Below are 25,687 nucleotides of genomic sequence, written 5' to 3'. Positions count from 1 at the left end.
AACAATTGACAATTAGCTATTAGCTATTAGCTATTAGCTATTAACAATTAGCATTAAATTTATGATTTGCGATCCTAACTATCAGGCTCAACTTTATCACCACTTTTCCCTAGAAGCTCCAGAACTACTAAAGACAATGGAGCAAGCATTACTGAATTTGCAACAGGATGAAAGCAATCTCGAACAAGTTCGCATTTTAATGCGAGCAACACATACTTTAAAGAGCATTGCTGCAACGCTTGAACTAGACACTATTAAAAACATTGCTCACACTCTTGAAGATATTTTTCGAGCCATCTGCCAACCCAATGTAGTTATAGAACCGGAGATGAAGGCGCTGTTTTTTGAGGGTTACGAGTGCCTGCGCGATCCATTGATGGCAGAACTTAGCGGTTCTATAGTTGATACTCACATGGTAGAGGAGCAGTCATCTATTGTGCTTTCTCGTTTGCATGAAAAGTTAGGTCATTTTTTACAAGATGAAGCAGAATCTTTCTCAGATATAAGTTTTGATTGTATTCAAATAGTTTTGCAAGGTAATATTATTCCTGAGTTAGAAAAGACTGCAATTGCAATTGTAAATGCTCAGTCTGAAGAAATTTTTGCTATTCTTTCCAATCAAATCGAGAGATTTATTGGATATGCAGAAGCTCTGGGGCTGTCTGGGTTTTTAGCTATTGCTCAAGCGACAACTGCTGCACTCAAAAATTGTCCAGAACAAACTTCCTTAATTGCTCGCCTTGCAATAGAAGATTTCCAACAAGCATTTTCTCAAATTATTTCCAATAATAACCCAACAGCTGGCTCTCCAAGTAACGCTTTACAAAAGTTGGCGGAAGTCAAAGCAGAAGAAACTCCCATATCCTCCCCCAGTCCCCCAGTCTCTCACTCCTCTACTCCTCTACTCCCTCACTCCCCCACTCCCTCACTCCCCCAGTCCCCCACTCCTCCACTCCCCTACTCCCTCACTCCCTCACTCCCTCACTCCCCCACTCCCTCACTCCCTCACTCCCCCACTCCTCCATTCCCCCACTCCTCCACTCCCCCACCAATCCCTTCAGGAGTGGAAGCGACAACAATACCTCTTCCCAAAATTGTGCGTGTTAATGTTGACCATCTTGAACAACTGAATTACTTAAATGCAGAACTCTTAACAAACCAGAACCATCAATTTCTGCAAGATGGCAAAATGCGAAATTCTTTACGAAAATTACTGAGCCGTCTGCGTCAGTTACAGCAATGCTTAAGTGATTTGCAGGATTGGGCAAATCCTTTGCTGCTACATAATGGAGTACAGCAATGCAATCCTTTGATTTCTATTTATGGTGCTTTAATTTCTAAAAACTCTGATAGTTTTGATACGCTAGAACTAGATTCTTATAGTAAATTTCATGTTTTTATCAAAACTCTTTTAGAAGAAGCGTCTTATTTAGAGCAGGAAATAGACGCTCAAGAGCAACTCAATCGCAAAACAACACAATTGTTGAAAAAACAGCAAAAACTTCTCACCAACTCTCGTGATGTTTTGTTGGATGCAAGAATGCTTCCATTGGGAAGTATTTTAAATCGATTGCATCCAGTTTTACAACAGCTACAAACTTTACATAAAAAGCCCATTTCCTTAACAATTAAAGGGAATGAAGTGCTGATTGATAAAGCGATCGCGGAACGTCTTTACGAACCTCTTTTACATTTGGTTCGCAATGCCTTCGATCATGGGATTGAGCCAGCTGAAATTCGGCAACAACATGGCAAAGTTGTTCAAGGTCAGATTGAAATTCGCGCTCATTATCAAGGCAATCAACTCATTGTTGATGTACAGGATGATGGTCAAGGGCTTAATTTCGATGCTATCCGCCAACAAGTCATCCAACGGGGAATAGTCACCGCTGAAACTGCAAGCACTCTTAATGAATCTCAATTAACCGAACTGCTTTTTGAACCAGGTTTCTCTACCACTAAAAAGGTTAACGATCTTTCTGGACGCGGTGTAGGGCTTGATGTAGTCCGGGTGCAACTTCAGGGAATGCAGGGTAAAGTTGCGGTTCACACAGAAGCACAAAAAGGAACAACTTTCTCTTTACAAATTCCCCTTAGCATCAGTATCAATAAACTTTTAGTTTGCCAAGCAGGTAAAAAAGTTTATGCGCTAGCGGCTGATACAATCGACCAAATTTTATTACCCAAAGCCAGTCAAGTACAATATTCAGAGCACGGTAGAGTTTTACGTTTGGCGACAACCTCTGGTATAAATCAATCAGAGCAAGGTGAACTCATACCCATTTATCGGCTTTCAGAAATTCTTGACTACTCCAGCCAACAGCCTACAGAAATCACCTCAGATTCTCAATCTCCTGAGGGAAATGTTGTTTTGCCATTACTGATTCTTCCCTGTGATGAGCAACTTTTAGCTTTAGAAGTCGATCGCATTATTTGGGAGCAGGAATTGGTCATTCGTCCCTTCAGTAAATTAGTACCCAGCCCCAGTTATGTTTATGGTGGCACAATTCTCGCTGACGGACGTCTCACATTGGTGATTAACGGTGCGGCGTTGCTTCAACATATCCACGACCGGAAAGCGCAAACCATTCAAGATTTTTGGAGACAATCATCTTCAACTGCACGTTCTGGATTCCTTGCGCCATCTCGTACACAACCAGCCATGTCACCTAAATTTGAAAATAGCAAATGTACGGTGATGATTGTTGATGATTCCATGACTTTGCGTCAGGCGCTGATTTTGACTTTACAACAAGCAGGCTATCGCACTTTGCAGGCTCGTGACGGGTATGAAGCGATCGCGCACTTTAAAACTCATAGCAGAGTCAATTTGATTATCTGCGACATTGAGATGCCCCATATGAACGGTTTTGAGTTTCTCGCTCACCGGATGTCTAATGAAAATATAGCTCAAATTCCAATTCTGATTGTGAGTTCTCGCACCGCATTGAAGCACCGTCAGCTAGCACTGAAACTCGGTGCAACTGCTTATCTAACCAAGCCTTACTCCGAACAGGAGTTGCTTTCTACAGTGGCTCAAGTTCTTAAGGGACAGGGAGCAAATTTAGCTTATTCCTAAAAAGGAGGAAGTTTGTTATGGGCGAATCTTTTACGGAAGAAAAGTATATTACCTTTAAAATCTCTACGTATCTCTTGGCTTTACCAATTGATAGTGTTTTCAAAGTTGTTGCTTGTCCACCCGATTTGAGCCAAACTCTTCAGGAAGCCAAGCTCGCTCAGTTGGGTCAATTCACGGTGATGCTTCTTAAGCTTCATCAAAGTCTCGATCCAATGCACAGCCAGCAACAAGACAGCAGTCAAATTGGGCGTTTTCTCATCATTACGCAAGGAAAGGAGGGAGAACTGTACGGTATTTTAGTCGGTACTCCCCCAAACCTGATGACAATTCCTGAAGCTTGCATCCAGCAAGTCCCTCAATCTTTTCTCCATACTGGGTTTCCCGCTTGGGTCAGTCAGATTGCGATTCTCAACCATAAAGATGAACGTACTACTATTTTGATGCTTGACATTCAACAAAGTTCGTTGCTCGCTTCTTACTCGCGCTCGAGTTTGAATGCATCTTTTCAGGCAATGTAATGGCAAAATGATTGATTTTTTTGACCAACACCTAGTACAGAGAACACAGAGGCAAAATGCTAAGAATTGCAGTAAGTTCGTTCTGCTAATGTAGCATCTAGCACGAAAGGATTTTCATTGCCTTGGAATTTTGCAATTGCATGGCTGCGCTCGATTTCAGCAGTGTCGGGCGGGTCTTGCTTGTTCCACTGACACAGAGTTTGACGCTGTTGTTTAAAATAGTTTGGGTCTACAGCGTTAGCGCGATCGCTGTAGATAGTGTTGAAGTAAAACATTGCCCTAGCAATATTTCCTTTTACTTCTTCTCTCGGTTCAAATCGAGAAAATGCCGATTCGCTAAATTCATCAATTTTACTACTAGGAATTGTACTCAAACGCACATCATCTCGAAACCATTTCTCAGTACTGCTATCCTCGATTTCGCTGAAAGGTTTGTTACCGCGATCGCTATTAATATCTTTTCGAGAGGGCAACAGATGGTGAAGGTCAGCTCGAGCATTGCCTTTGTCAGCCCCTTTACTTTGAGGCCAAACGTGTTCGGTGTTCTGTCCGAGTCTGTCAGCTTGCTGGCTGGGGTCTCCATCACCAGTCAAACGAATTGAGAACCCACCATAAATATCTGTTACGGTACCCGCTTTGTTGTCAATAATACCAAACATCTGGTCTTTTGCCCTGTCATAGTTTAAGTTTCCACTGGGCTTATACTCTCGTGCGAGTTCCCTAATTAAAGCCGTCGGTGATGTCTCACTTTCTTGAACTTGAGGTGGAGGAGTTGGCACTTGAGCCAAGGGGCTGGCTTGTACTGGGCTCATCCATGCAAAAAATATAAGAGAAATGCTAACGAGTAGCAATTTGATAAGTTTCATTTTTTCTTCAACAAAGTATTTTCTGGAAATACGCTGGTACATTGGCAAAATACCAGTTACTTCTCAATAGGTGCAAATCAAATTAACTTATGTACTTTGCAATTTCCGTGTCAGATCTTTGCCCACCTTGTCAAAGAAGCCTTCAAAATCACCTCTATCAATTCTTGATAAGATAAACCAGCCGCACGCGCAATTTGAGCAAAAGAACGCTGGGGATGCAAAGTAGCATCTGCGTTAATATCTAATAGATACGCCCGCCCATCGGATGCCATACGAAAATCAAAGGTTGCATAGTCGAGCGGTCCCAAAAACTTCATTAATTCCAACGCGATCTCTTGCAATCCTTGTAGTTTTGAATCAGCAATATCGACTCCAATTTTCTGAAACTTCCCCTGACGCTTGGCTTGCAAATCTAACACTTGCTCACTCAACGGCTCTCCCGTGGCGTTGACTGTTTCCACTGCACCCAATAATAATGGTAAAGAATTGCCAACAACACCCACTGTAATCTCACGACCTGCAATAAATTCTTCACACAGTACTGGTGCGTCAAATGACTGACCTATTTCTTCCACTTGTTGGCGGAGTACAGTCAATCCCTCTTGGTTATCAAATTTCCGCAACCCCAACGAGTAACCTTCACAACTGGGTTTCAAAATTGAGCTTGACCAAGGAGGTAAAGATTGAATATTTTCTCCTGTTTCATATCGATACCAAGGGGGTGTCAAAATTCTACGCCACTGCAACACGGGTTTAAGTAGGTCTTTATTCAATGTCAAACTTTTGGCGGTAGCATCACCGCCAGTGTAAGGAATACCCAATTGCTCTAAAATTGCAGGTGCTAGAGCAGTACGATTGCGGGAAAGGGTTCTGACGGAAAGGTTCCAAATAAAATCTGGGAGTTGATTGCAACGCCATCTTTCTAACAAATTATTTAAAGTGCCAATTTTATCTACTTTGTGACCTAAAGCTGTTAAACTATCTGCTACAGCGTCCACTTCTTCTGGTTCTCGCCAGTGATAGTGTGTTTGTTCTTTTGCTGTTAAGTCTGACATGATGTCAGCTTCAAGCTCAAATAATAATCCTATCTTCTTGGGGATTGGGGATTGGTTATTGGTCACTGGTCGCTGCTCACTGGTCTTGTTTCTTCAAGCCAATAGGTTTGCTCGTCAATTGGTAATAATATCACTCCAGAGTTCTCTAATCCCCGCCGCACTTGTTGCCATTTAGCAACTAACTGTATGGGTGAACCCGGAAGAATCCCTACGAGTTCTAGTTTGCCGTTTTCATGAGTTAAGATGTAGCGAAAGCGTTTGACAGGTCCACTGCACTGTTGGCGAACTGTTTCTATTAAGTGCATTCCTTCTACTATGGGCAGTTGAAAGTGAGTTGCATGCTTGACGGGACGTGGGTGAAAGATATATTGAGGAATGACGCTATGGCGGTGGAGTTGTTTGAAAAGTTCCGTTAAAGTCTCTGGAGAGTCGTTAATTCCTTTCATTAAAGCAATTTGAGAAGTCAGCAAACAACCAGCTTTTTGCAGGTTCTCTAAGGCGCAAATTGTTGTTGTGGAGATTTCACGGGGATGGTCAAAATGGCATTGAATGATGATTTGAAATCGAGATTTATATTGATACAAAACATCTAACAATTCTGGATCGGTGGTAAAGCGACTGGGTAAGAAAGCGGGGAGTTTGGTACTGATGCGAATTTGCCAAATGTGCGGAATTTGTGCGATCGCACCTAAAAGATTAGCCAGACGGCGAGTGCTGGTAATCATGGGGTCGCCACCTGAGAGAAGCACGTTGTCTATTTCTGGATGTTCGGTGATATAAGCCAGCGCTTCTTGCAAATCCTCAATTGTCTCTTTTGTCAATACATCACGGCTCATCAACCGCCGTCGAAAACAGTAGCGGCAATGTCCCGCACAAGCTTGAGTTACAATTAACACTGCTGTTTGGTTGTACTTGTGCTGCAAACCTTGTATGATCGTGGACAGTTCTTCTCCACTCGTATCAAAGCTGCCAGATTCATCTTGCTCGCCTTCTGAAGGTAACAGCAGCAAACGCAGGGGATCGTTGGGGTTTTGCCAATTTATAAGATCTGCATAACCTTGGGGAACCATCATGGGAAAGCTATGCTTTGCGTTAGCTACGCGATCGCGCTCATCTGGGGATAAAGGTAACCAGTCTTCTACGTGATGGGATAGTTTTAAACTTTCAATTAATTCCTCCTTCCAATCTCTGGCTGTAGGAAAGTTTTTTGGAACTTCATTGATACTTGTGTTTGTCATTTCCCACACTAATACTAAGATTGTTTCGATTATCCCAAATTTTGAACATTCTATTCCGAACGTGCGTGTTTAAGTTAATAAGCAAGTGAATAAATGGGGATAGTTTTCTTTTTTTCTATTTTTTTAAATTGAAAGATTGATTAAAGTTTAACTTTACTGTCTGGAGAATTATTGCTTAACAAATCTGAATCTTTCAGCTAGCCTGCTGTCATTATCGTGTCTTTAATATAAAATTTATTTGAAGAAGACAGGAGGCAGAGGGCAGAAGGCAGCTATGTAAGTTTCACTAAGCCCATAAATCCATAGTTCGACGTTAGCTAGCACGCTCATCAATAACGCTGATATTATTTTTGTGTAGTACTATTTCTGGTTGTTAGTTATTGCTTTACAGCAATGCATACGGCTGCATTATTCAATAATGCAGCCAATTTTGGAGTGAGAACAGCAGAATCTCGAGTCACCAAGCATTGCTAACAGTCTATAACCAAAGTACTTGCGATCGCTCTTCCAAGACTCGTTTGTAAACATCCTCTGTTTGTTTTGCTAATTTAGCCCAACAGAAACGACGTTCTAAGTCTTCATAAGCGTTATCAATCAGCCATTGGCGGTAGCCCGGATTTTTTAACACTTCTAAAATTCCCCAAGCCAAGGAATCTGGATCGTTAGTATAAGTTACAATCCCTGTTTTGCTATGTTGTACCACTTCTGGCAACCCGCCTGTATCGGAAACGACAACTGGAACGCGAGAGGCAAAACTTTCTAGAGCAACAATTCCAAAGGGTTCGTAGAGACTGGGAAAAACAGCACAATCAGCAACTGCTTGAAACTTATCTAAGTAGTCATCGGAAATAAAGCCGGTGAAATAGCATTTATGCCAAATCCCTGTATCCCAAGCTTGCTTTTTCAGATTGTCTGTGTTACCACCACCAATAATCACAAACTTAACATATCCTCCCATTTCCCAAAGTACTTTAGGCGCAGCATTGAGAAGCACGGAGACACCTTTTTCGTAGGTCATGCGACCTACGTAGTAAACAATTTTTTCGCTGTCTTCAGCAAATTGACGGCGAAAATCTAGAGCGGGAAAATCTTGGTGGAGCTTTTTCTTTTCCGGTCGAATCCCATTATAAATAACGTCAATTTTATTCCAAGGACAGTGTAGCGCCCGTTCTACCTCTCGCCGCATATAGTCGGTACAAACAATGACTCGCCAAGCGTCGTAGGCTAACAGTTCTTCTTTGTTACTTATATAACTTTGGGTAGCCGTGTAAATACCGTTATATCGACCGTATTCGGTAGCGTGGATCGTAGCGATTAGGGGTATTTTAAAGTTGTGTTTGAGAGCGATCGCTGCATCTCCAACAAGCCAATCATGAGCATGGATGAGATCGAAGGGTCCCTCCTCAAGCAAGAGTTTTCCACCGTGATGACCCATGCTCTGATTTAAATTAACAACCCAATGAAAAAAGTCATAACTGGGTGCAATCGGTATGCGATGTACTCGAACTCCTTCCACCACCTCATACAACGGAGCATTGCCAAATTCCGGTGTAATTAAGTGGATTTCATGTCCTAACATTACTAGTTCCGGGTATAACTCTGATACATGACGAGAAATTCCCCCAACTATACGAGGCGGAAACTCCCAACTCAGCACTAGTATTTTCATCTCCTACACCCTACCTATTACAAATTTCTAACTTTTTACATTGACCCCAAAATACAAACTTGGCTACTGCTGCGATATACAATAATTTTTCTGTTGTTGTAGCATATTCCAGGAAAAAGTAGTGGAAGTTACATGAAAATATTAGGTAGATTGCTGCAAGATCGGTTGAAGTTGTTGGCGGAAAGATGACCAAGCTGCTGTTGCTTGTGCGTCTGACGCAGTCGCTTTCTTAAGTAAAATAACTCCATCCCTAAAACCGATAATGCCATATTCCCCATCGCCACTTATTTGGTCAATCAGCGTCACAAGTTCTCGCAGTAAACCGCGCTCGCCCTTAAATGCTGGTTGATACTGTTGCAACTGCCAAAGGTCTGCAATGGCATAATCTACTTTTATCACCTCCCGTGCATCGTTACGCACTTGCAAAGCAGGCAAACGCAGAATTTCGCGACGACTTGAAAGATGAGGAACTAGGAAAGTCGTTGCAGATACACTAGCATTAGATGGAATTGCTGATAACAGAGGACGGAACTCAGAAACATGATGCCATTGTTGGGGCAAAGATACATACACCCAAGGTTTGATCGAGTCAGGAATCACAAAATAAAAAGTTTTATTGGGATTGGATGTCACGCTTAACACTAGGGAAAGACAGATACAACCCACCCAAAAACGGCGAAATGATGGTTTAAACGATTGACGGTGCTGTGACCACCAGAGAATTGACCCGTAAAATAATCCTGGAACGACAGTTAAAGCATAACGGATCGTAATTGCCAATACGGATTCTCCTTTACCCAAAAAAAGTTTGAGCAAGGGGAAACCTGCTATAGTCCAGGAAGCGGGAGCAACAGCTGGCACAAATGCCAAAGGCAACCATTGACCGAGTAAATATTTAATAGTTTTATCTACTGGAGTTACAAATTCTACAATTAACCGCCAGGGATTGCGAATCATTCCCCAAATAATATCCAAGGTAGACGCTTTATCCCCATCTGCATATTGCCCGAACCTTTCCAGCATAAAACGCCGGGAAATATCCTCAGAAAACAGAGGCATAATTGCATTGGTAAGAACCAGCATATAACCAAAACTTAGGGTACAGACAGCAAGCCCAGCACGGGGAAAGCGCTTGCTAAGAATCATGTAAACCCCGACACCAAATAAACCGACGCCTGAGTCCTCCCGTACTGCTAAAATGAAAATAGCAAGTACCCAAAAAAGCTTCCACCAGCGCTTTTCCATGGCTAAAAACAGCCCAAAGAAAAACAATGGAATCTGGCTTATGTCGTGAAAGTTGCTTAAGGTAGGACCAATCACGGCATTAGCAGCGTAATAGCTAGCAGTAATCATCACCGCTATGGGTGGTTCGATGTATTGTCGTGCTAAGACGTATAAGACTAAACCCGCAGCAGTTATGAGCGTTACCTGCAACACCGTCAAAGTAGCGGGCGAAGGAAACAGAGCGTAGATTGGTAGCCAAAGTAATAACGCTGGGGTAAAGTGTTGACCCAATCTGTGGTAGTAGACTGACGCAACTTCTCCAGAGTGAACGACGTTTGTTGAAAGACTCGAAGAAAGAGAACTTTGAAAGAAGCGACCGTGAAGGTTATTCCAAAAAACTTGGTTAAAGATACCTTGGTCGAAGGAAGCATAAAAACTGTAGTAACGATGCAGGGTAAATAATAAACAGAGAACAAAGAAGATAGATCCTAATAGGAAGACTAATGAAAGCTCGCTCTTTGTCTCTAAGTCTAAATTTGGGGTTAGTTGCAGCTTTTTTTTCAATTTCGACAACATTACTGACAGCGATCGGTGACCAGTGACCAGTGACCGATGACCAGTTAATCCCTATACTTAGAAGTAGAGGTTACCGATCGTCAGTCACTTTTAAACTCTAGCAGGAGATAGTTTAAATTTTATGACACAACGCCTGGAAGTTGAGAGTCTGTCAATTAAGTGTCTCAACTTATCCGTATCAATGCACAATGAATGGAGTTTGTCGTTATTCCTGTCCTAATTACAAATGCAGACCTTACTTGCTGACGCCCAAAATCTACTGAGCGATCTTATCACCCGCTACTCATCAAGCGTAGATTATCTCATGATTCGTCTTGAAGAAGCGGAAGGAACTGATATCTTGTTGCGTGGCGACAAGGTAGAAACTTTAAGCGAAGGCATTACTATTGGCGGGCAAATTCGCGCTTGCTATAAAGGGGGATGGGGATTTAGTAGCTTTAACCAGCTTTCAACCATTCGCGATCGCATAGAAGAAGCCATTACTGCGGCTAGAATCGTTGGCGATGAGGAAACTATACTAGCGCCTATTGACATAGTTCAAGATATATGCAATTTACCCCTAACGGGAACCAATCCCCGGCAAATTCCGCTCAAAGAGAAAAAAGAATTGTGCGATCGCTACACGGACTTGCTCAGAAGTGTTGACCGACGCATTACCACCACTTCAGTGCGTTATGCTGACAGCACTCAAAGAGTCATTATTGCGACTAGTGAAAAAACCTACATCGAGCAATCCTGGATAGATATGGAAATCCGTTTTGCTGCAACTGCTAGAAATGGCGAGACGGTACAAACGGGAAGGGAAACCTCAGGTTCGCGTAAAGCTTTTGAAGATTTAATGAATTTAGATGAACAAGTAAAACTTGCAGCACAAAGAGCAGTTGCAGCTTTATCTTTGCCATCAGTTAAAGGGAATACTTACACTGTAGTCATTGACCCCATTCTCACGGGGTTATTTGTCCATGAAGCTTTTGGACATCTTTCTGAAGCAGACATGGCTTACGAAAATCCAGATTTGCTAGAAGTGATGACTATTGGGCGGCGGTTTGGTCCAAAAGAGTTACACATTTTTGATGGTGCTGCGCCAAATGGACATCGCGGTAGCTATTTTTATGATGATGAAGGCACACCAGCAACAACAACACCCCTGATTCAAGAAGGCATGTTAGTGGGGCGCTTGCATTCCCGCGAAACAGCAGGCAAATTGGATGAAAAGCCTACGGGTAATGCACGGTGTCTGAACTATCACTTTCCTCCTATTGTCAGGATGACCAACACCTGGATTGAACGGGGTAAGACGCCCGTAAGGGATTTATTTAATGATATTAAAGAAGGAGTTTATGCCCGTAACTGGTTGGGCGGTATGACGAATGGGGAGATGTTTACCTTTAGTGCGGGGGAGGCGTGGATGATTAGAAACGGTAGAATTGCTGAACCTGTGAAAGATGTAACGCTTTCAGGGAACGTTTTCCAAACCCTGGCAGATATTGAAGCGATCGGCGATGATTTTTACTGGGATGAATCTGGTGGTTGTGGCAAAGGCGGACAAAACGGTTTGGCTGTGGGTTGCGGTGGTCCGAGTTTGCGGATTCGTGATGTGGTAGTTGGTGGTGAAGTTGCGTGATTTTAAGATGGGCTAAAGAGGAAAATGCAAGCAGGAGAAAACAATGGTCAGCAGCTTTAAAGAACTGATTGACGAACCAGAACTGGATTTTGCAGACGATCCAGAGGAGCGATTGATAAAAAGTGGTTTAAGTTGGCAAGCATATGAAGCAATATTAGCCAGACTGGAGGATAACTCCCATTACCGTGTCACCTACTTAGATGGAATCTTAGAAATTTTATCGCCCTCAATCAGACATGAAAATATAAAAACAAATTTGGGTATGCTGCTAGAGCGTTTCTTCTACAGCAAACGCATTCGTTTTGTACCTATGTGCAGTTCCACATTCAAAAACAAGGCAAGAAAAGCTGGGGTAGAACCAGATGAATGTTATTGCATAGGAGAAGCAAAAAAAGTACCAGATTTAGCCATTGAAGTCGTTGTAATGAGTGGCAACATAAGAAAATTAGAGGTTTACCGACGCTTGGAGTTTCAGAAGTCTGGTTCTGGGAAAAATATCAATTTAAGCTGTACTACTTACGGGAAAATCCAGAAGCTCCTCTAGCCAATGTTTACCCTGACACCTATGGGTACGAGCAAATAAACTCAAGCAAGTTGTTGCCACAGTTAGATATTTCTTTACTGGAACAATGTCTCTCAATTTCCGATTCCATTCAAGCAATTGATGAATTTGAGCGAGGCATTAATCAGGAGAGCAAAAAGTAGCATGCTACATTTAAGCTAACGCCTTGCAAAACGGGAAACTCACTCATGACACCTTCTGTGAAGCACGATGCAACTATAGGTAAAATACCACCTTTAGAAAGTGGCGATCGCCTGACGCGCCCAGAGTTTGAGCGCCGTTACATAGCAATGCCGCATATAAAGAAAGCAGAATTAATAGAAGGAGTGGTTTACGTGGCGTCTCCCCTAAGATTTAAAAGTCACGGACAACCTCACGGGCAATTGATTACCTGGTTAGGAGTTTATCAAGCATCTACTCCTAATGTGTACTTAGCTGATAATGCCACAGTACGTTTAGATTTGGACAACGAACTACAGCCGGATGTTGTGCTTTTAATTGATGACAAATTAGGGGGACAAGCACGCATTAGTGAAGATGATTATCTTGAAGGCGCACCAGAGTTAGTTGCAGAAGTTGCAGCCAGTAGCTCATCAATTGATATGCATGATAAAAAGTCGGTATACCGTCGTAATGGCGTACAGGAATATATTGTCTGGCAAGTTTTGGACAATCGACTCAATTGGTTTAGCTTGCAAAACGGGGAATATGTTCCTTTAGAAGTAGATGCAAATGGAATTATCAAAAGTCGAGTTTTTCCCGGTTTGTGGTTGGCTGTTTCAGATCTTCTAGCAGGAAATATGGTTCAAGTGCTAGCAGTACTACAGCAAGGAGTGAATTCTTCAGAACACGCCACTTTCATTCAAAAGTTTGTCAATTAAAGTCTTGGTGAATAGAATTTGGCTATACAGGCAAAACCCACCTACGTGGGTTTTAAAATTTGATTTTTCATATAGTCCGCTTGCGCGGACTTTGTTTGTATAGTCGCGCATCATATTCGCAGGCTTTATCCACCTGTTCTATGAGCATTTCTAAGGTAGAAGAGTTATCTAAAACCACATTTGCCTTGGCGACTTTCTCTGAAATTGGCATTTGGCTCTGAATCCTAGCTTTTGCTTGTTCTAAGGTTAAATTATTTCGTTGCATCAATCTTTCTAATTGCTGTTCTTCAGAACAACTAACAACCCAAATTTCTGTTACTAAATCTGTCATTCTTGCTTCAAAGAGTAAAGGCACAACTAAGACTAGTGTTTGTGCAGGAGATGCAGCTATTTCTTGCAAGAAGCGATCGCGCACGTAAGGATGGATCGAACTCTCTACCCAGTTGCGTTCCTCTCGATTGTTAAAAATTATCTCACCCAGTTGCTGGCGGTTGAGGCTACCATCTGCCAGTAAAATGTCTTCTCCATAACGCTCAGCGATCGCCTGAAGAATTGGCGACCCTATAGATACCGCATCTCTAGCATAAATATCGGCATCTAAAACAGGTATCTTGTAAACACTCGCCAAATAATTAGCAACAGTCGTTTTGCCTGTCGCTATCCCACCAGTTAATCCAATAATACGTTTAATCATCTATGTGAACTACCCACACTGAACCGGAGTACCGGGTACAGTGTTGGCTTCCAACTTCACGGAGGAATGCCGCATCTTAGGCTTACGCCCTCGAATTGGTCTGACTTCCTCTCCATTGGCGATCTTCCTCCCCCGTCCCAGAGGAGGACAGCATTCTGATACCTTCGGCTCTAATGTTCGTCGCGGCATTACCATCTCTGTGATGATGAGTACCACAACTAGGACAAACCCAAGTTCTGATATCTAACGGTAACTCGTTGATTTGGTAATGACAATGAGAGCAAAGCTTGGAACTAGGGAACCATCTGTTGATTTCTACCAAAACCTTGCCTTCTTTTTCCAGCTTGTAGGCTAAGAAATTGGTAAAAGTCCCCCATCCCGTATCAGATATTGCTTTTGCCAGTTTGTGGTTGCGAACCATGCCCTTGACGTTCAGGTTTTCAACGACTACAACTTGATTGTTGTCTACAATCAATCGAGATAATTTGTGTAAGTAGTCTTGGCGGACATTGCTAATTTGTTCGTATACCTTAGCTACAATTTTTGTGGCTTTTCTACGACGATTACTACCTTTGACCTTGCGAGCAGCAATGCGTTGTTTCTTGGCTAATTTCTTTTCATATTTAGCGAGATGTTTTGGATTTGGATATTTGGAAATCTTTTTGCCATCGTAGGTAACAGCAAAATCCACAATACCTAAATCAATCCCAATCACCTGACCATCAGTCTTTGATGTGGGATAATCAACCGAGTACTCCATCAGCACAGAAGCGTAGTACTTGCCGGATGGGCATTTACTGACAGTGACAGTTTTGATAGTTCCATCAACAGGTCGATGTATCTTTGCTTTGACAACACCTAATTTCCCAGGAAACTTCAAACAGTCATTGATTTGTTCTACCTTCTGTGGATACTGAATAGATTGACGGTGGTGAATTGATTTGAATCGTGGATATTTCCCTCTCCCCTCAAAAAAGTTTTGATATGCACGACTCAGATTCAAACTCACAGATTGCAAAACCTGTGAGTAACATTCTCCTAACCATTGAGTCTGTTGATCTTTTTTGAGGGCAGGCAATAGAGAATTGAGTCCTGATTGCGACAAGCCTTTGCCAGTTGCCTGATAAGTTTCAATACATTTATTCAACCCATAATTCCACCACCATCTCGCACAACCAAAGTGTTGTGCAAGTACTTGAACTTGTTTATCGGTAGGGTACAGTCTGACTTTTACAGCTTGTCGTCTCATCTAAACATCTCCCAAACATCGACCTGTTACTATTATATACTATTTTCAGTAAAAACTATCAAGAAAATAATTGGCGACTCCTCATACACCTTTGTCCTTCAAGCCTGCGGCTTACATGAGCCAGAAATATGCAATCGTCGTCGCCCGCCTTATATCCCGCCACTGATTTGGAGTCCCAAATGAGCGTGGGGGACTTACGGCGTATAAGTTAAATCCGCAGAGCTATACGCCAGTTGTCAGGGCGCGGGAAACCTTCCTGTAGCACTGGTCTCACCGCCTACGTGGGTTTTAATATCTTGATTTTTCGTAAGTCCGCGCAGGCGGACTTAGTTTGTGTAGTAGCGAATTATATTCGCCCAAAACTTTTCTCAGGTTATTTCTACCGTTTGTTTAAGAATTTATTGACCATTTTATGAGTGCTTGTGTTAAGCCTTCCAAAGTATATTCCTCTGCTTCAACATCTACTCTTCCAAATAAAGAACGACAAGTTTTGGAGGTTTGGGGACCAATGGAAGCAATACAGACTTTCTCTATGGATTTTGCGATTGACTGATGGCTTGACACTTCGGGTAAAGCAAATGATAAATCTTCTTGAGAATTCTTAGAGAATACTTTTTGTATCAGTTGATAAAAAAATTGTACTGTTTTAGAACTGGTAAAGGTAATCACATCCACAGTTCCATTCTGAAGTGCTATCTCTGCTGGGGGCGGGACATTCTCCGGACAGCGAGATTGATAAGCCGCTACTTCTACAACAAGTGCTCCTTTTGCAGTTAATTCCTGCACCAAAATTTCCCGTCCACCGGTTTCTACTCTGGGAAATAAAACTTTTTTACCCGCAAGTTCTTCAGGAAAGTTTTCTATTAAGGAATCTGCCACAAAGTTGGGAGGGATAAAATCAGCTTGGAGACAGCGTTGTTTGAGGCTTTGGGCTGTCTTTTCTCCAACAACGGCAATTTTAAGGTCAGATAAAGTCCGAGCATCTTTATTTTGGGCAAACAACCGTTCAAAAAAATAGTCCACCCCATTGGTAGAAGTGAGAATCAACCAATCAAAGCTAGATATCTGTGAAATAGCATTATCCAAACCTTCCCAACTTGAGGGCGGAACAATTTCTATCGTTGGCATTTCAATAACGGTTGCACCCTGTGAGGTCAGGGCTTGTGTAAATTGGCTGGATTGTCCGGCGGCGCGTGTTACAAGAACGGTTTTACCTGTCAGGGGAAGAGAGGGGGAGAGGGGGAGAGGAGGAGATGGGGGGAGGTTTGCGTCCATAGTTTCAAGATGCGGGGCGTTGGAGAATAAAAATTCCTCTATATATATGTTCTTTGGTTCCAAGTACGGGCGCAGCTCTACAACTTGACCAATAACGATCGCAGCTGGTGAAAGCGAGACACCAGAGGTTTGCTCGAGTATATTTTCTAACGTACCTGTCCAAATTTGTTGTTGAGGAGTAGCTGCCCATTGGATAATGGCAATCGGTGTTGTACGCGATCGCCCTTGCCGCACAAGTCGGTGTATAATTTCACCTAATTGCTGAGCGCCCATTAAAATGACAAGCGTTTCCAAGCGCGATAAAGCTTCCCAGTCTAAAGCATCTGGTTCATGAGCTGTTAAGACAGCAAAACATCGGCTCATCACTGGATCTGTTAGGGGAATTCCAGCCAATAAAGGGGCTGCAAGGGCTGAGGAAATTCCCGGTATAACTTCAAAAGCGCAATCAGCAGCTTTTAATGCTTCAATTTCAGAAGTACTGCGACCAAAAATAAACGGATCTCCTGACTTGAGGCGTACAACTTGTCGTCCCAGTTGGCAATACTTCACGAGTAGGTTGTTAATTTCGGTTTGAGGTGTACTGGGTTGACCGCCTCGTTTTCCTACATTAACTTGCAAACAATCTTGTGGTAGGTGCTGCAATAACTCTGTATCTACCAGAGCATCGTAAATCAGTACTTCAGCGATCGATAAAAGTTTGCAGGCTTTGAGTGTTAGATAGGCAATATCTCCAGGTCCAGCACCCACAAGATAGACTTTGCCTTTTGGTTTATTCATGAGTCTTACAATTTTTATATTTTAAACCTTCTTTAGTTTTTCCAGAATGCGATTAACTTCTGCTAATTTTTGCGATTGACGCTGTGCTTGGAGTAAATCTCTGGCTTGTTCCAGCGTAGCAATGGCTGACTCTTTTCTTTCTAGCCGCATCAAAGCGTTGGATAGCCGCAAATAAGCATCGACTTTTTTTGGTGCGCGGTTAATGACATCTTGAAATTGTTGGGTTGCTTCTTCGACTCTTCCTTGCTGCATTAAAGTATCACCTAACAGTAGATGAACCACATCATTTGTTGAATTGATAGCAATAACTTGGCGAAAAGCTGCTTCTGCATTTTTGTAATTTTCTTGCTGGTAAAGCGTGACTCCTTTCTGGAAAAGATTGGCAGTAATTAAGGTTTTCCAAGAAAAATAGCCAAGCAATGCAAGACTCGAAATAACGGCAAATACAGCAAAGACAGAACTAGGTTGAATATTGTCAAACATTATCTTAATTCCTCAATGTAAAACATAATAAGTAGATGGTCACAAATGTCATTTGTCATTGATAAGGGTTTTAGTATTGAGATTTTTGACAAAAGTTCTATTTTATTCCAATCCCAAACTGAGAATTCCTAAAATTTTACTAACTTGGTTCAAAAAATATTCGTTTAAATCAATTTCTATTGTTGTTTCTCTTAACTGCATAAACTTCCAACTACTTCCGGTAGTGACAGCACCGATTATTTGAGAAACCTGCTTGCCTTTTTGCTGATTGAAAATCTGAGATGCAATCATTTCTGCCATACACTGTCCTAAACCTGATTCAATATTCTCATTTTTTGCCTCTACTACTGCAATAACTGGTGATGTAATAACTAATTGTTCTGGAGAACGACTGATAAGAAAATCACAAAAACCATTTAAACCTTTTTCTACGTCAACGATAAAATCTTTACCAGAAAATAAACTAACTTTTTGAGGGTACAATCGCTTTAATTCTAATAAAATCGGTGTAATAATCATTTCCGAACGGGATTTTTCTGAATTAATTGCTAAGGCTATTGGTGTATTAAAGCGAAGAGTTTCAGCTAAGTAATTGCTGTAAGTAATTTCTGGAACATCTTCAAATTTACCAACTTTTTCTATTAAATTAATATGAAATTTTTCTCGAATTGATTCAATATCAAACTGGCTGTAAGGCATGGTCTTACCCTTCCATTCTAAAAATCATACCAATTCAAAAAATGTTTGCAACAGATCCGATGGTGAAATTTTTGCATTGGGACTGCCTCTTGTACTTAGCTAGAAATGCGAGGCTGTGCCTCACAGATTGCATTCCCAGGCTATGCCTGGGAACGAGAGAACGGTGAATATTCCCCAATCTATATTTGGTCACTGGTTGCTGTTATACGTTCACGCTAAAAGACAAGCAATGGGGAAAATTAAATATTCCACGAAAAACAGCTTCCAAATAAACTGATAAAATCGAGCAATGTCGCTTTTTTCCTGCAAGTTAACTTTTTGACTCTGCCACCACATCCAAATTAAGGCAACTAATTGTGTCAAAATTAGGAAAATTGAGTTGACTTCTGCTAGCTTAAATAAGCTTACCAAAATCATTCCCATGTAACATAGAGTCAAGACCCAAATTGCAAGATAAAAAACGGCTTGTTTGCCAAGTTTAATCGTGAAAGTTTTGATGTTGTACAGAAGATCTCCTTCGATATCGGGAATATCTTTAAAGATTGCGATCGCAAAAGCAAAAACCAAAATAAACAATGTCAAAACCCACACCTTAGAAGGAATCAACTGATTTTTTTGCAAAACCCAACTAAAGTGTAAAAACAACCCTAAGTTAACTATTGCCCCACGCACTGAAAAAATGCAAACCGCCGCCCAAAAAGGAAATCGCTTTAAGCGGATAGGTGGTACAGAGTAAGCCGTACCAATGGCTAAACTAACAGCGACAACTCCAAATAAAAAAGGTCCTTGGATAACTGATAACAACAGTGCCAAAATACCAGTTATGCCAACAATCCACTTACCTGTTTGCATGGAAAATTCTCCAGCGGCAATAGGCAAATGGGGCTTATTAATTTTATCAATTGCCACGTCTTCGAGTTGATTCAATCCCACAATATAAACATTGCCACACAGACAAGCAATCCATGCTCCTAAGAGTGGAAGGGGGGAAGTGGGGGAATCGGAGAGTGGGGAAATTGCAATGAGATACAAACCTAAAACACTTAAACTTGTACCAATAATCGTGTGAGGACGTGAAAACTTCCAAAAACTGTAAAGCCAGCTGTCCTTAAACCGTCGTTGCGAAATCTGATTCATCAAAACCTCCTCTCTCTGTGTCTTACGCAAGCGTGGGAGTACAAGTTCGTTATTTCGTTCCACACAACAAACCAAATCGAACTAATCCACGTTCGTAACCCCGACGCATTAAACCTAAAGACAGCGCAGCTTGGATTGTTGTCCAACCCGAAAGTAGCAAACCCCAAATCGCTTGTGGAGAAAACGCTGAATCAATCACCGTGTCCCAAAATGGTGCAACAGCCTTTGACCAATCTGCAGTACGAATATTTTGCAAACCGAGTTTGCAGGCAATATTCTCATACTCTGGTAAAGAAATAACGTAAGGCAAGCAGTAAACTCGATAAATTTCCGCCAAATGCTTTTCCTCATCTACTGTGAGTGGTGAACTGGCAATAGATCGATGGCACCAAGTCACCATAATGAATATTCCACCAGGTTTTAGCACCCTCTTGCACTCCTGCATAAACTTAGTTTTATCAGGCATATGCTCGCCACTTTCTAGCGCCCAAACCAAATCAAAGGAATTGCCCTCAAAAGGCATTGCTTGAGCATCTGCAACCTGAAAATGAGCTTGAGAACCCAAATTTAACTCTTGGGCGCGTTGTGTTGCTCTTGCTGCTTGCACCGGGCTTAAAGTGATTCCTGTAGCCTTAGCGTGAAACTTCTCTGCTAGATATAGCGAACTTCCACCAATTCCACATCCTACGTCTAGTATATTTTCAGCTTTTTGAACTCCAGCCCAGTTCAGTAGTTCTTCAATTAAGTCGATTTGTGCTTGACGGCGATCTTTTTTCACCTTGCCATCTGCACCATAGTAGCCGTGGTGCATATGTTCTCCCCAGATTTGTTCCCACAACCCGGAAGAAGCATCGTAAAACTGCTGAATTTGCTGGTAAAGTGTTGCACTCATGAAGAAAAGCAGTGATAAGACAAAAATTTAGACACATTCGTAGGCTACCATGTGTGTTTTTATTTAAATTAGGTTAATGTGTTTTTACATCTAGGTAAGAGTGATTCAACTCTACTACCTAGGGTGTTGCGAATTTTACATCTATATGACTGTTTCTCAAAAAATTTGTTTGGGATTTCTAGCAGTCATCAGCGTAGGAACTATCCTACTGATGATGCCTTTTTCGACCAGTAGCGGTCATTGGAATGACCCGATTGTAGCCTTATTTACTTCTACTTCAGCAGTTTGCGTTACAGGTTTGGGGGTTGTTGATACGGGTACTTACTTTTCCTTTTGGGGTCAATTTTTTATGGCTCTTTTGGTCCAAATTGGGGGTTTGGGCTACATGACCACCACAACCTTTCTCATTTTGTTGATCGGTCGGAGATTTGAATTGCGACAAAAAATCGCTATCCAACAAGCCTTAGATCGACCGGGAATGCAAGGAAGCGTCCAAATAATTCGTTCCATCATTGCCACTACCTTAATTTTTGAAATCACTGGAATATTTTTACTGCTACCTGCTTTTGTTCCAGATTATGGCTGGAGTAAAGGGCTTTGGCTATCGATTTTCCACAGTATTAATTCTTGGAACAATGCAGGTTTTAGTTTGTTTCCAGATAACTTAATCAAATATCAATCATCGGTTTTAGTCGTTTTTGTTGTCAGCGGGTTAATTATTTTTGGGGGCATCGGCTATCAAGTCATTTTAGAAGCTTTTGTTTGGCTGCGCGATACTTGGCAAAAACGACAACTAAAACTCCTGTTTTCTTTAGATTTTAAGGTAGCAGTGAGTACAACTCTGGTTCTTTTAATTTTGGGAGCTATTGCATTTTTCTTTGTGGAACTTAGAAATCCCGCAACATTTAGTAACCTCAGTTTTCCGGATAAATTATTAGTTGCTTGGTTTCAATCAGTGACACCCAGAACTGCTGGATTTAATACTATTGACATAGGCAAAATGACAACAGCAGGGTTATTTATTACTATTGCACTGATGTTTATTGGTGCCAGTCCGGGTGGAACGGGAGGTGGTATCAAAACAACGACGTTGAGAGTTCTTACAAGTTGTACCAAGGCAATTCTTCAAGGCAAAGAAGAAGTTTTGCTCTACGATCGAAAAGTCGCAATCTCTTTAGTATTAAAGGCTGTTGGTGTTTTAATTGGCTCAATTGGTACTGTCATTCTCGCTACGATATTGATTGCACTAACAGATCCAAAAATATCATTTATTCAAATTCTTTTTGAAGTCGTATCGGCTTTTGCAACTGTAGGTCTCTCTACAGGAATTACAGGAAGTGTTTCTGTAGGAGCAAAACTGATACTCATAGTTACAATGTATATAGGAAGGGTTGGCGTTTTGCTGCTTATGTCGGCAATCCTTGGAGATCCGCGTCCTACTAACGTTCATTATCCTGAAGAAAATTTGCTTGTGGGCTAGTTATATCATAAGGGAGATGATTCACAGTCAATACTCAATGCCTGATAAATAATTTACCAGAGTGATAAGATATAGTTGATTGGGCAGAAAATGAAAACCTTTAAAATTCGGTTATGCCGAATTTTTCTGGGAATATCCTAAGTGTGTAAATTATTCTCAGACTGTAAGTCTGGGGCTATATACAAAAGCCTCTTCCGCAAGCTAGAAGTAGTTCGCGCAGGCGGATTTTGTTTGTACAGTCGCGATTTAGAAGATCGCATAATATTTTTGCACTCGTTAAGATGCTGCCGTTTTTCTCATAAAAAAAGCATTGTTAATTAAGGATCAAAACTGTGAATTTGTCATCGTTGGGATTTTTTCGCAGTCTGCGTAAAGACAACCAGCAATTTGCTGTTATAGGGTTAGGTCGTTTTGGGCGTTCTGTCTGTTCAACTTTACATAAGTTTGGCTATGAAGTCTTAGCTACGGATATAGACGAAAAGCGGGTATCGCAAGCATTAACGGAGCAAATAACTGCTCATGCTTTGCAACTAGATTCAACAGAGTCAGCAGCACTCAAAGAAGCAGGAATTTTGGAATTTGATACGGTGATTGTGGCAATTGGAAATTACGTTCAGGAAAGTATAGTCACAACATTAAATGTCAAAGAGGGTGGTGTACCTCATGTTGTGGCAAAAGCTTCTAGTGAAGTTCACTGCAAACTATTACATAAAGTAGGAGCAGACCACGTTGTCTTTCCTGAATATGAAGCAGGTTGTGCTCTAGCAAGAACTCTGACTAAGCCTTCTATCTTGGATAGATTTGACCTCGACCCAGATAACAGTATCGTAGAAGTGATTGTACCTGATGAATTTCACGGCAAAACCATCGCGGAACTGCAACTTCGCAACCGCTATGGTTTGAATTTACTTGCTGTAAGTCAGGATGGAAAATTTCAAATTAACCCCGACCCCTACAAGCGTTTTGAACGCGGTTCGGCGATGGTGGTTATTGGCTGCAACAAAGATATCAATCGCTTGCCAATTTAGGGGGATAGGGGGACAAGGAAGACAAAGAAGAAATACTGGCAACACATTATCATCCCCATTACCCTATCTCCGGAGGAAAACCCTACCTTCCCCAATCCATGCATCCACCCATCCAAAATATTATTGGCCTAAATTGAATGTTGGTTCTTCAACCCGAATGGGTACACTGTCGTTATTGCTTTGTGGTTCAGTGGGAGTTTCTGTTGGGGTTGGTGTTTCTTGTTCGGGTACCGCTACAGTGCTAGTAGGCGTTTGAGTAGGCGCAGTATTTTGAGTTTGACCGACCTGAGTTTTTTTGTATGCTGCTAGTTGGACAATTTGCTGCATCAATTGCTCTACTTTACTTGCCTGCTCGATGTTACCTTGTTTGCGGTAGCGATCGCGAGCTGATTTCAACGCTCCATGGGCTTTCTTATAGTCGCCCTGATTGTACCAAGTCACTCCAAGGTTATAGTATGCTTCAGCATTGTTGGGAATTCGACGAATGGCTTGCTGATAAACAGCGATTGCTTCTAATGCTTGACCCTGGTTTGCCATCAAACCTGCCATGTTATTGTAAGCTTCAGCGTTTTCAGGATTGATTGCTAAAACTTTGCGATAGGCTGCGATCGCTTCAGTTGTTTGTCCTTTTTGTTCTAAAGCTTTTGCTAAGTTAGAGTAAGCGTTAATATTGGTGCTATCTAAATTAACGGCTTGTTGGTATAGAGCGATCGCTTCATCCACTTGTCCGAGTTCATACACTGCTAACCCCTGATTGTAGTAAGCAGACGCCATGGTTGGGTCGATCACTATAGCTTGACGATAAGCAGTTATAGCCGCCTCTTTCTGTCCTTGTTTGTGTAGCGCTAATCCAATGTTGTAGTAAGCTTCGCCAAGATTGGGGTTAATTCTAATTGCTTCACTAAACTCTTGCACTGCTGCATCCAAGCGATTTTGCTGCAACATGATACTACCTAAGTAATTGTAAGCAGCAGCTATATTTGGATCTCGCTGTAACGCTTGACGCAAAGCAGTCTCCGCCGCCTGAAAGTCTTTGTAGTTGTAGCGCATAACTCCTTGCTGGAACAAGCTTGCTGCTTCAAGATTCTGAGAAGGAACAAAAGTTTCAGCAAGTAGCTTGGTTTGAGAAGTAACCATCAATGATGGTGTGACTGCCAAAAAAGCAGAGAGAGTTAAGAGAAGCCCGAAAGTTTGCTTCCGGCGATTTTGATGAAGACCTACTCTTAAGAAACCGAAAAACCACTGACAAACTTGATATTTTTGAGACATGACTGGCAGACCTGCATTTATGCTATAGGCTTATAAGTCAGGTTACCCAGAACAAAATTTAAAATTAACTTGTTAGTTGTTAGTGGTTAGTAGTTTTACCAGTAACAACTAACAACCAACAACTAACCACTCACCATCTGTGGCAAAATCAACATGGCATCCCCGAAAGAATAAAAGCGGTAACCAGAAGCGATCGCCTCTTGATAAACACTTAACAATTTTTGCCGACCAATTAAAGCACTCACTAACATTAACAAACTAGAACGCGGTAAATGAAAGTTAGTAATCAAACCTTCAACAACGCGCCATTGATAGCCGGGATAGATAAACATATCCGTCTTACCACAAAATGGTTTGAGTTCTCCTTGAGAAGCTGCGCCTTCAAGTGCGCGTACTACTGTTGTACCCACAGCAATAATCCGACCACCAGAGGCTTGAGTCATGCGGATTTTTTCTACTGTTGCGGAAGGGACTTCAATCCATTCTTCATGCATTTTGTGGGTTTTTATATCTTCCACTTCTACAGGACGAAATGTCCCCACTCCTACATGCAGTGTCACAAATGCTTGCTCGATACCGCGCTGTTGCAAGCGATCTAATAATTCTGGAGTAAAATGTAAACCCGCTGTAGGAGCTGCAACAGCGCCCGGATGTTGTGCGTATACTGTTTGGTACTGCTCGCTCTTAGCTTCAGAAGCTGTAATGTAGGGTGGTAGAGGAACTTCACCAAATACGTCTAATAATTGCACTAGAGATGTTCCTTCTGGCAAATCAAATTGCAACAACCGCCCTCCAGTTGTTTCGTCTTTGTCTACAACTGTAGCTGCGATTTGGCGCGGAACTTGGGAGAAATCTTTGTTATTCCCAATTTCCCATCCCTTATCCCCGCTCTTTATTCTTGGTTCAAAAACTATCTTGGTTCCAGGTTTAAAACGCTTTCCCGGTTTAACTAGAGTTAACCAGCAATTATGCTGTCGTTCTTCTAGAAGTAAAACCTCTATTTCTGCACCCGTTTGTTTGTAACCGTATAATCGCGCAGGAATGACTCGCGTATTATTCATTATGAGTAAATCCCCGGATTGCAGTAACTCAGGTAAATCGCAGAAAATATGATGTTGGGGAGCCGCTTCCAATCCGGTCTTTGGATCGACCACTAGCAACCTAGAACGATCTCTCGGCACTACAGGATTTTGGGCAATTAATTCTTGCGGTAATTCATAGTCGTACCCCGCCAAACAAGTATCTAATTCCGTGTCTTCCTTGTTAGCGTTAAAGGCAGCGTCGTAGTTGTTTCTAGTTGATGGTTCCTGCATTTATAGTTCACATCTTTATCAAATTTTTAGCAGTCACAGGTTGCGGTTTACTGGATACTAGTAAACTCCACAAGCAAAATTGGGTAAACCTCCCCATGG

General features: G+C 41.8%; 19 protein-coding genes and 2 pseudogenes. 7 read left to right on the top strand and 14 right to left on the bottom strand.

Annotated features, from left to right (window positions below):
- Positions 1-61 precede the first annotated feature (61 nt).
- Together AB0756_RS27500 and AB0756_RS27495 are read left to right on the top strand one after the other, a co-directional pair.
- The gene (locus AB0756_RS27500; RefSeq protein WP_050045283.1) at positions 62-3,079 is read left to right on the top strand and encodes a hybrid sensor histidine kinase/response regulator; all 3,018 of its coding nucleotides are present in this window, start codon (positions 62-64) and stop codon (positions 3,077-3,079) included.
- Between the two features lie 17 nt (positions 3,080-3,096).
- Positions 3,097-3,597 carry a chemotaxis protein CheW gene (locus tag AB0756_RS27495; protein WP_038089502.1) on the top strand — a complete coding sequence of 167 codons (501 nt, stop codon included), beginning with the start codon at positions 3,097-3,099 and terminating at the stop codon, positions 3,595-3,597.
- Positions 3,598-3,656: 59 nt separating this feature from the next.
- Here AB0756_RS27495 and AB0756_RS27490 read toward each other — a convergent pair whose 3' ends face one another.
- From AB0756_RS27490 to AB0756_RS27470, 5 genes are all read right to left on the bottom strand, one after another.
- Positions 3,657-4,463 (bottom strand): endonuclease I family protein, encoded by an 807-nt coding sequence (locus AB0756_RS27490; protein WP_237265927.1) that lies wholly within the window; start codon positions 4,461-4,463, stop codon positions 3,657-3,659.
- Positions 4,464-4,573: 110 nt separating this feature from the next.
- Positions 4,574-5,584, bottom strand: a complete 1,011-nt coding sequence (locus tag AB0756_RS27485; RefSeq protein WP_237265928.1) for a D-alanine--D-alanine ligase family protein — start codon at positions 5,582-5,584, stop codon at positions 4,574-4,576.
- The gene (locus AB0756_RS27480; RefSeq protein ID WP_050045282.1) at positions 5,581-6,756 is read right to left on the bottom strand and encodes a KamA family radical SAM protein; all 1,176 of its coding nucleotides are present in this window, start codon (positions 6,754-6,756) and stop codon (positions 5,581-5,583) included. Before AB0756_RS27480 ends, AB0756_RS27485 begins: the two co-directional genes overlap by 4 nt.
- 478 nt (positions 6,757-7,234) lie before the next feature.
- Positions 7,235-8,425 carry a glycosyltransferase family 4 protein gene (locus tag AB0756_RS27475; protein ID WP_038089498.1) on the bottom strand — a complete coding sequence of 397 codons (1,191 nt, stop codon included), beginning with the start codon at positions 8,423-8,425 and terminating at the stop codon, positions 7,235-7,237.
- Between the two features lie 141 nt (positions 8,426-8,566).
- Positions 8,567-10,225, bottom strand: coding sequence for a DUF2079 domain-containing protein (locus AB0756_RS27470; RefSeq protein ID WP_137986123.1), 1,659 nt, complete (start codon positions 10,223-10,225; stop codon positions 8,567-8,569).
- A gap of 226 nt (positions 10,226-10,451) precedes the next feature.
- On the opposite strand from AB0756_RS27470, the gene AB0756_RS27465 reads away from it, so the two are divergent.
- The 3 genes and pseudogenes from AB0756_RS27465 (at position 10,452) to AB0756_RS27455 (ending at position 13,292) form a co-directional block, all read left to right on the top strand.
- Positions 10,452-11,849 (top strand): TldD/PmbA family protein, encoded by a 1,398-nt coding sequence (locus tag AB0756_RS27465; protein WP_038089496.1) that lies wholly within the window; start codon positions 10,452-10,454, stop codon positions 11,847-11,849.
- Positions 11,850-11,892: 43 nt separating this feature from the next.
- Positions 11,893-12,554, top strand: a pseudogene (locus AB0756_RS27460) (Uma2 family endonuclease).
- A gap of 45 nt (positions 12,555-12,599) precedes the next feature.
- The gene (locus AB0756_RS27455; protein ID WP_038089493.1) at positions 12,600-13,292 is read left to right on the top strand and encodes a Uma2 family endonuclease; all 693 of its coding nucleotides are present in this window, start codon (positions 12,600-12,602) and stop codon (positions 13,290-13,292) included.
- A gap of 67 nt (positions 13,293-13,359) precedes the next feature.
- Here AB0756_RS27455 and coaE read toward each other — a convergent pair whose 3' ends face one another.
- The 7 genes and pseudogenes from coaE to AB0756_RS27420 form a co-directional block, all read right to left on the bottom strand.
- A complete protein-coding gene (coaE, locus tag AB0756_RS27450; RefSeq protein ID WP_050045281.1) occupies positions 13,360-13,986 on the bottom strand; it encodes a dephospho-CoA kinase in 627 nt (208 codons plus the stop codon).
- Between the two features lie 9 nt (positions 13,987-13,995).
- Positions 13,996-15,235 (bottom strand): annotated as a pseudogene (locus AB0756_RS27445) (RNA-guided endonuclease InsQ/TnpB family protein).
- 390 nt (positions 15,236-15,625) lie between these two features.
- On the bottom strand, positions 15,626-17,287 hold the full coding sequence (gene cobA / locus AB0756_RS27440) for a uroporphyrinogen-III C-methyltransferase (RefSeq protein ID WP_038089489.1): 1,662 nt from the start codon (positions 17,285-17,287) through the stop codon (positions 15,626-15,628).
- Between the two features lie 21 nt (positions 17,288-17,308).
- A complete protein-coding gene (locus AB0756_RS27435; protein ID WP_038089486.1) occupies positions 17,309-17,770 on the bottom strand; it encodes a tetratricopeptide repeat protein in 462 nt (153 codons plus the stop codon).
- Positions 17,771-17,872: 102 nt separating this feature from the next.
- The gene (locus AB0756_RS27430) at positions 17,873-18,469 is read right to left on the bottom strand and encodes a hypothetical protein (protein WP_038089484.1); all 597 of its coding nucleotides are present in this window, start codon (positions 18,467-18,469) and stop codon (positions 17,873-17,875) included.
- Between the two features lie 210 nt (positions 18,470-18,679).
- Positions 18,680-19,606 carry a homogentisate phytyltransferase gene (locus AB0756_RS27425; protein ID WP_038089481.1) on the bottom strand — a complete coding sequence of 309 codons (927 nt, stop codon included), beginning with the start codon at positions 19,604-19,606 and terminating at the stop codon, positions 18,680-18,682.
- 49 nt (positions 19,607-19,655) lie between these two features.
- Positions 19,656-20,498, bottom strand: a complete 843-nt coding sequence (locus AB0756_RS27420; protein ID WP_038089478.1) for a methyltransferase domain-containing protein — start codon at positions 20,496-20,498, stop codon at positions 19,656-19,658.
- A gap of 145 nt (positions 20,499-20,643) precedes the next feature.
- Between AB0756_RS27420 and AB0756_RS27415 the strand changes: the two genes are divergently transcribed.
- A complete protein-coding gene (locus AB0756_RS27415; RefSeq protein ID WP_038089475.1) occupies positions 20,644-21,978 on the top strand; it encodes a TrkH family potassium uptake protein in 1,335 nt (444 codons plus the stop codon).
- A 332-nt stretch (positions 21,979-22,310) separates the two neighbouring features.
- A complete protein-coding gene (locus tag AB0756_RS27410) occupies positions 22,311-23,006 on the top strand; it encodes a potassium channel family protein (RefSeq protein ID WP_038089471.1) in 696 nt (231 codons plus the stop codon).
- A gap of 120 nt (positions 23,007-23,126) precedes the next feature.
- Here the strand turns inward: AB0756_RS27410 and AB0756_RS27405 are convergent, their stop codons facing one another.
- Both AB0756_RS27405 and queA read right to left on the bottom strand, forming a co-directional pair.
- Positions 23,127-24,275, bottom strand: coding sequence for a tetratricopeptide repeat protein (locus tag AB0756_RS27405; RefSeq protein ID WP_072040706.1), 1,149 nt, complete (start codon positions 24,273-24,275; stop codon positions 23,127-23,129).
- 122 nt (positions 24,276-24,397) lie between these two features.
- Complete coding sequence (gene queA / locus AB0756_RS27400; RefSeq protein WP_038089468.1) at positions 24,398-25,588, bottom strand: tRNA preQ1(34) S-adenosylmethionine ribosyltransferase-isomerase QueA; 1,191 nt, start codon at positions 25,586-25,588, stop codon at positions 24,398-24,400.
- Between the last annotated feature and the right edge of the window lie 99 nt (positions 25,589-25,687).

Origin of the sequence: Tolypothrix campylonemoides VB511288_2 (genome assembly GCF_045999855.1) — a bacterium.
Taxonomy (GTDB): Bacteria; Cyanobacteriota; Cyanobacteriia; order Cyanobacteriales; family Nostocaceae; genus Scytonema; species Scytonema bouteillei_A.
The sequence above is the reverse complement of the archived record's forward strand: the minus strand, read 5'-3'. Positions and strand labels throughout refer to the sequence as shown.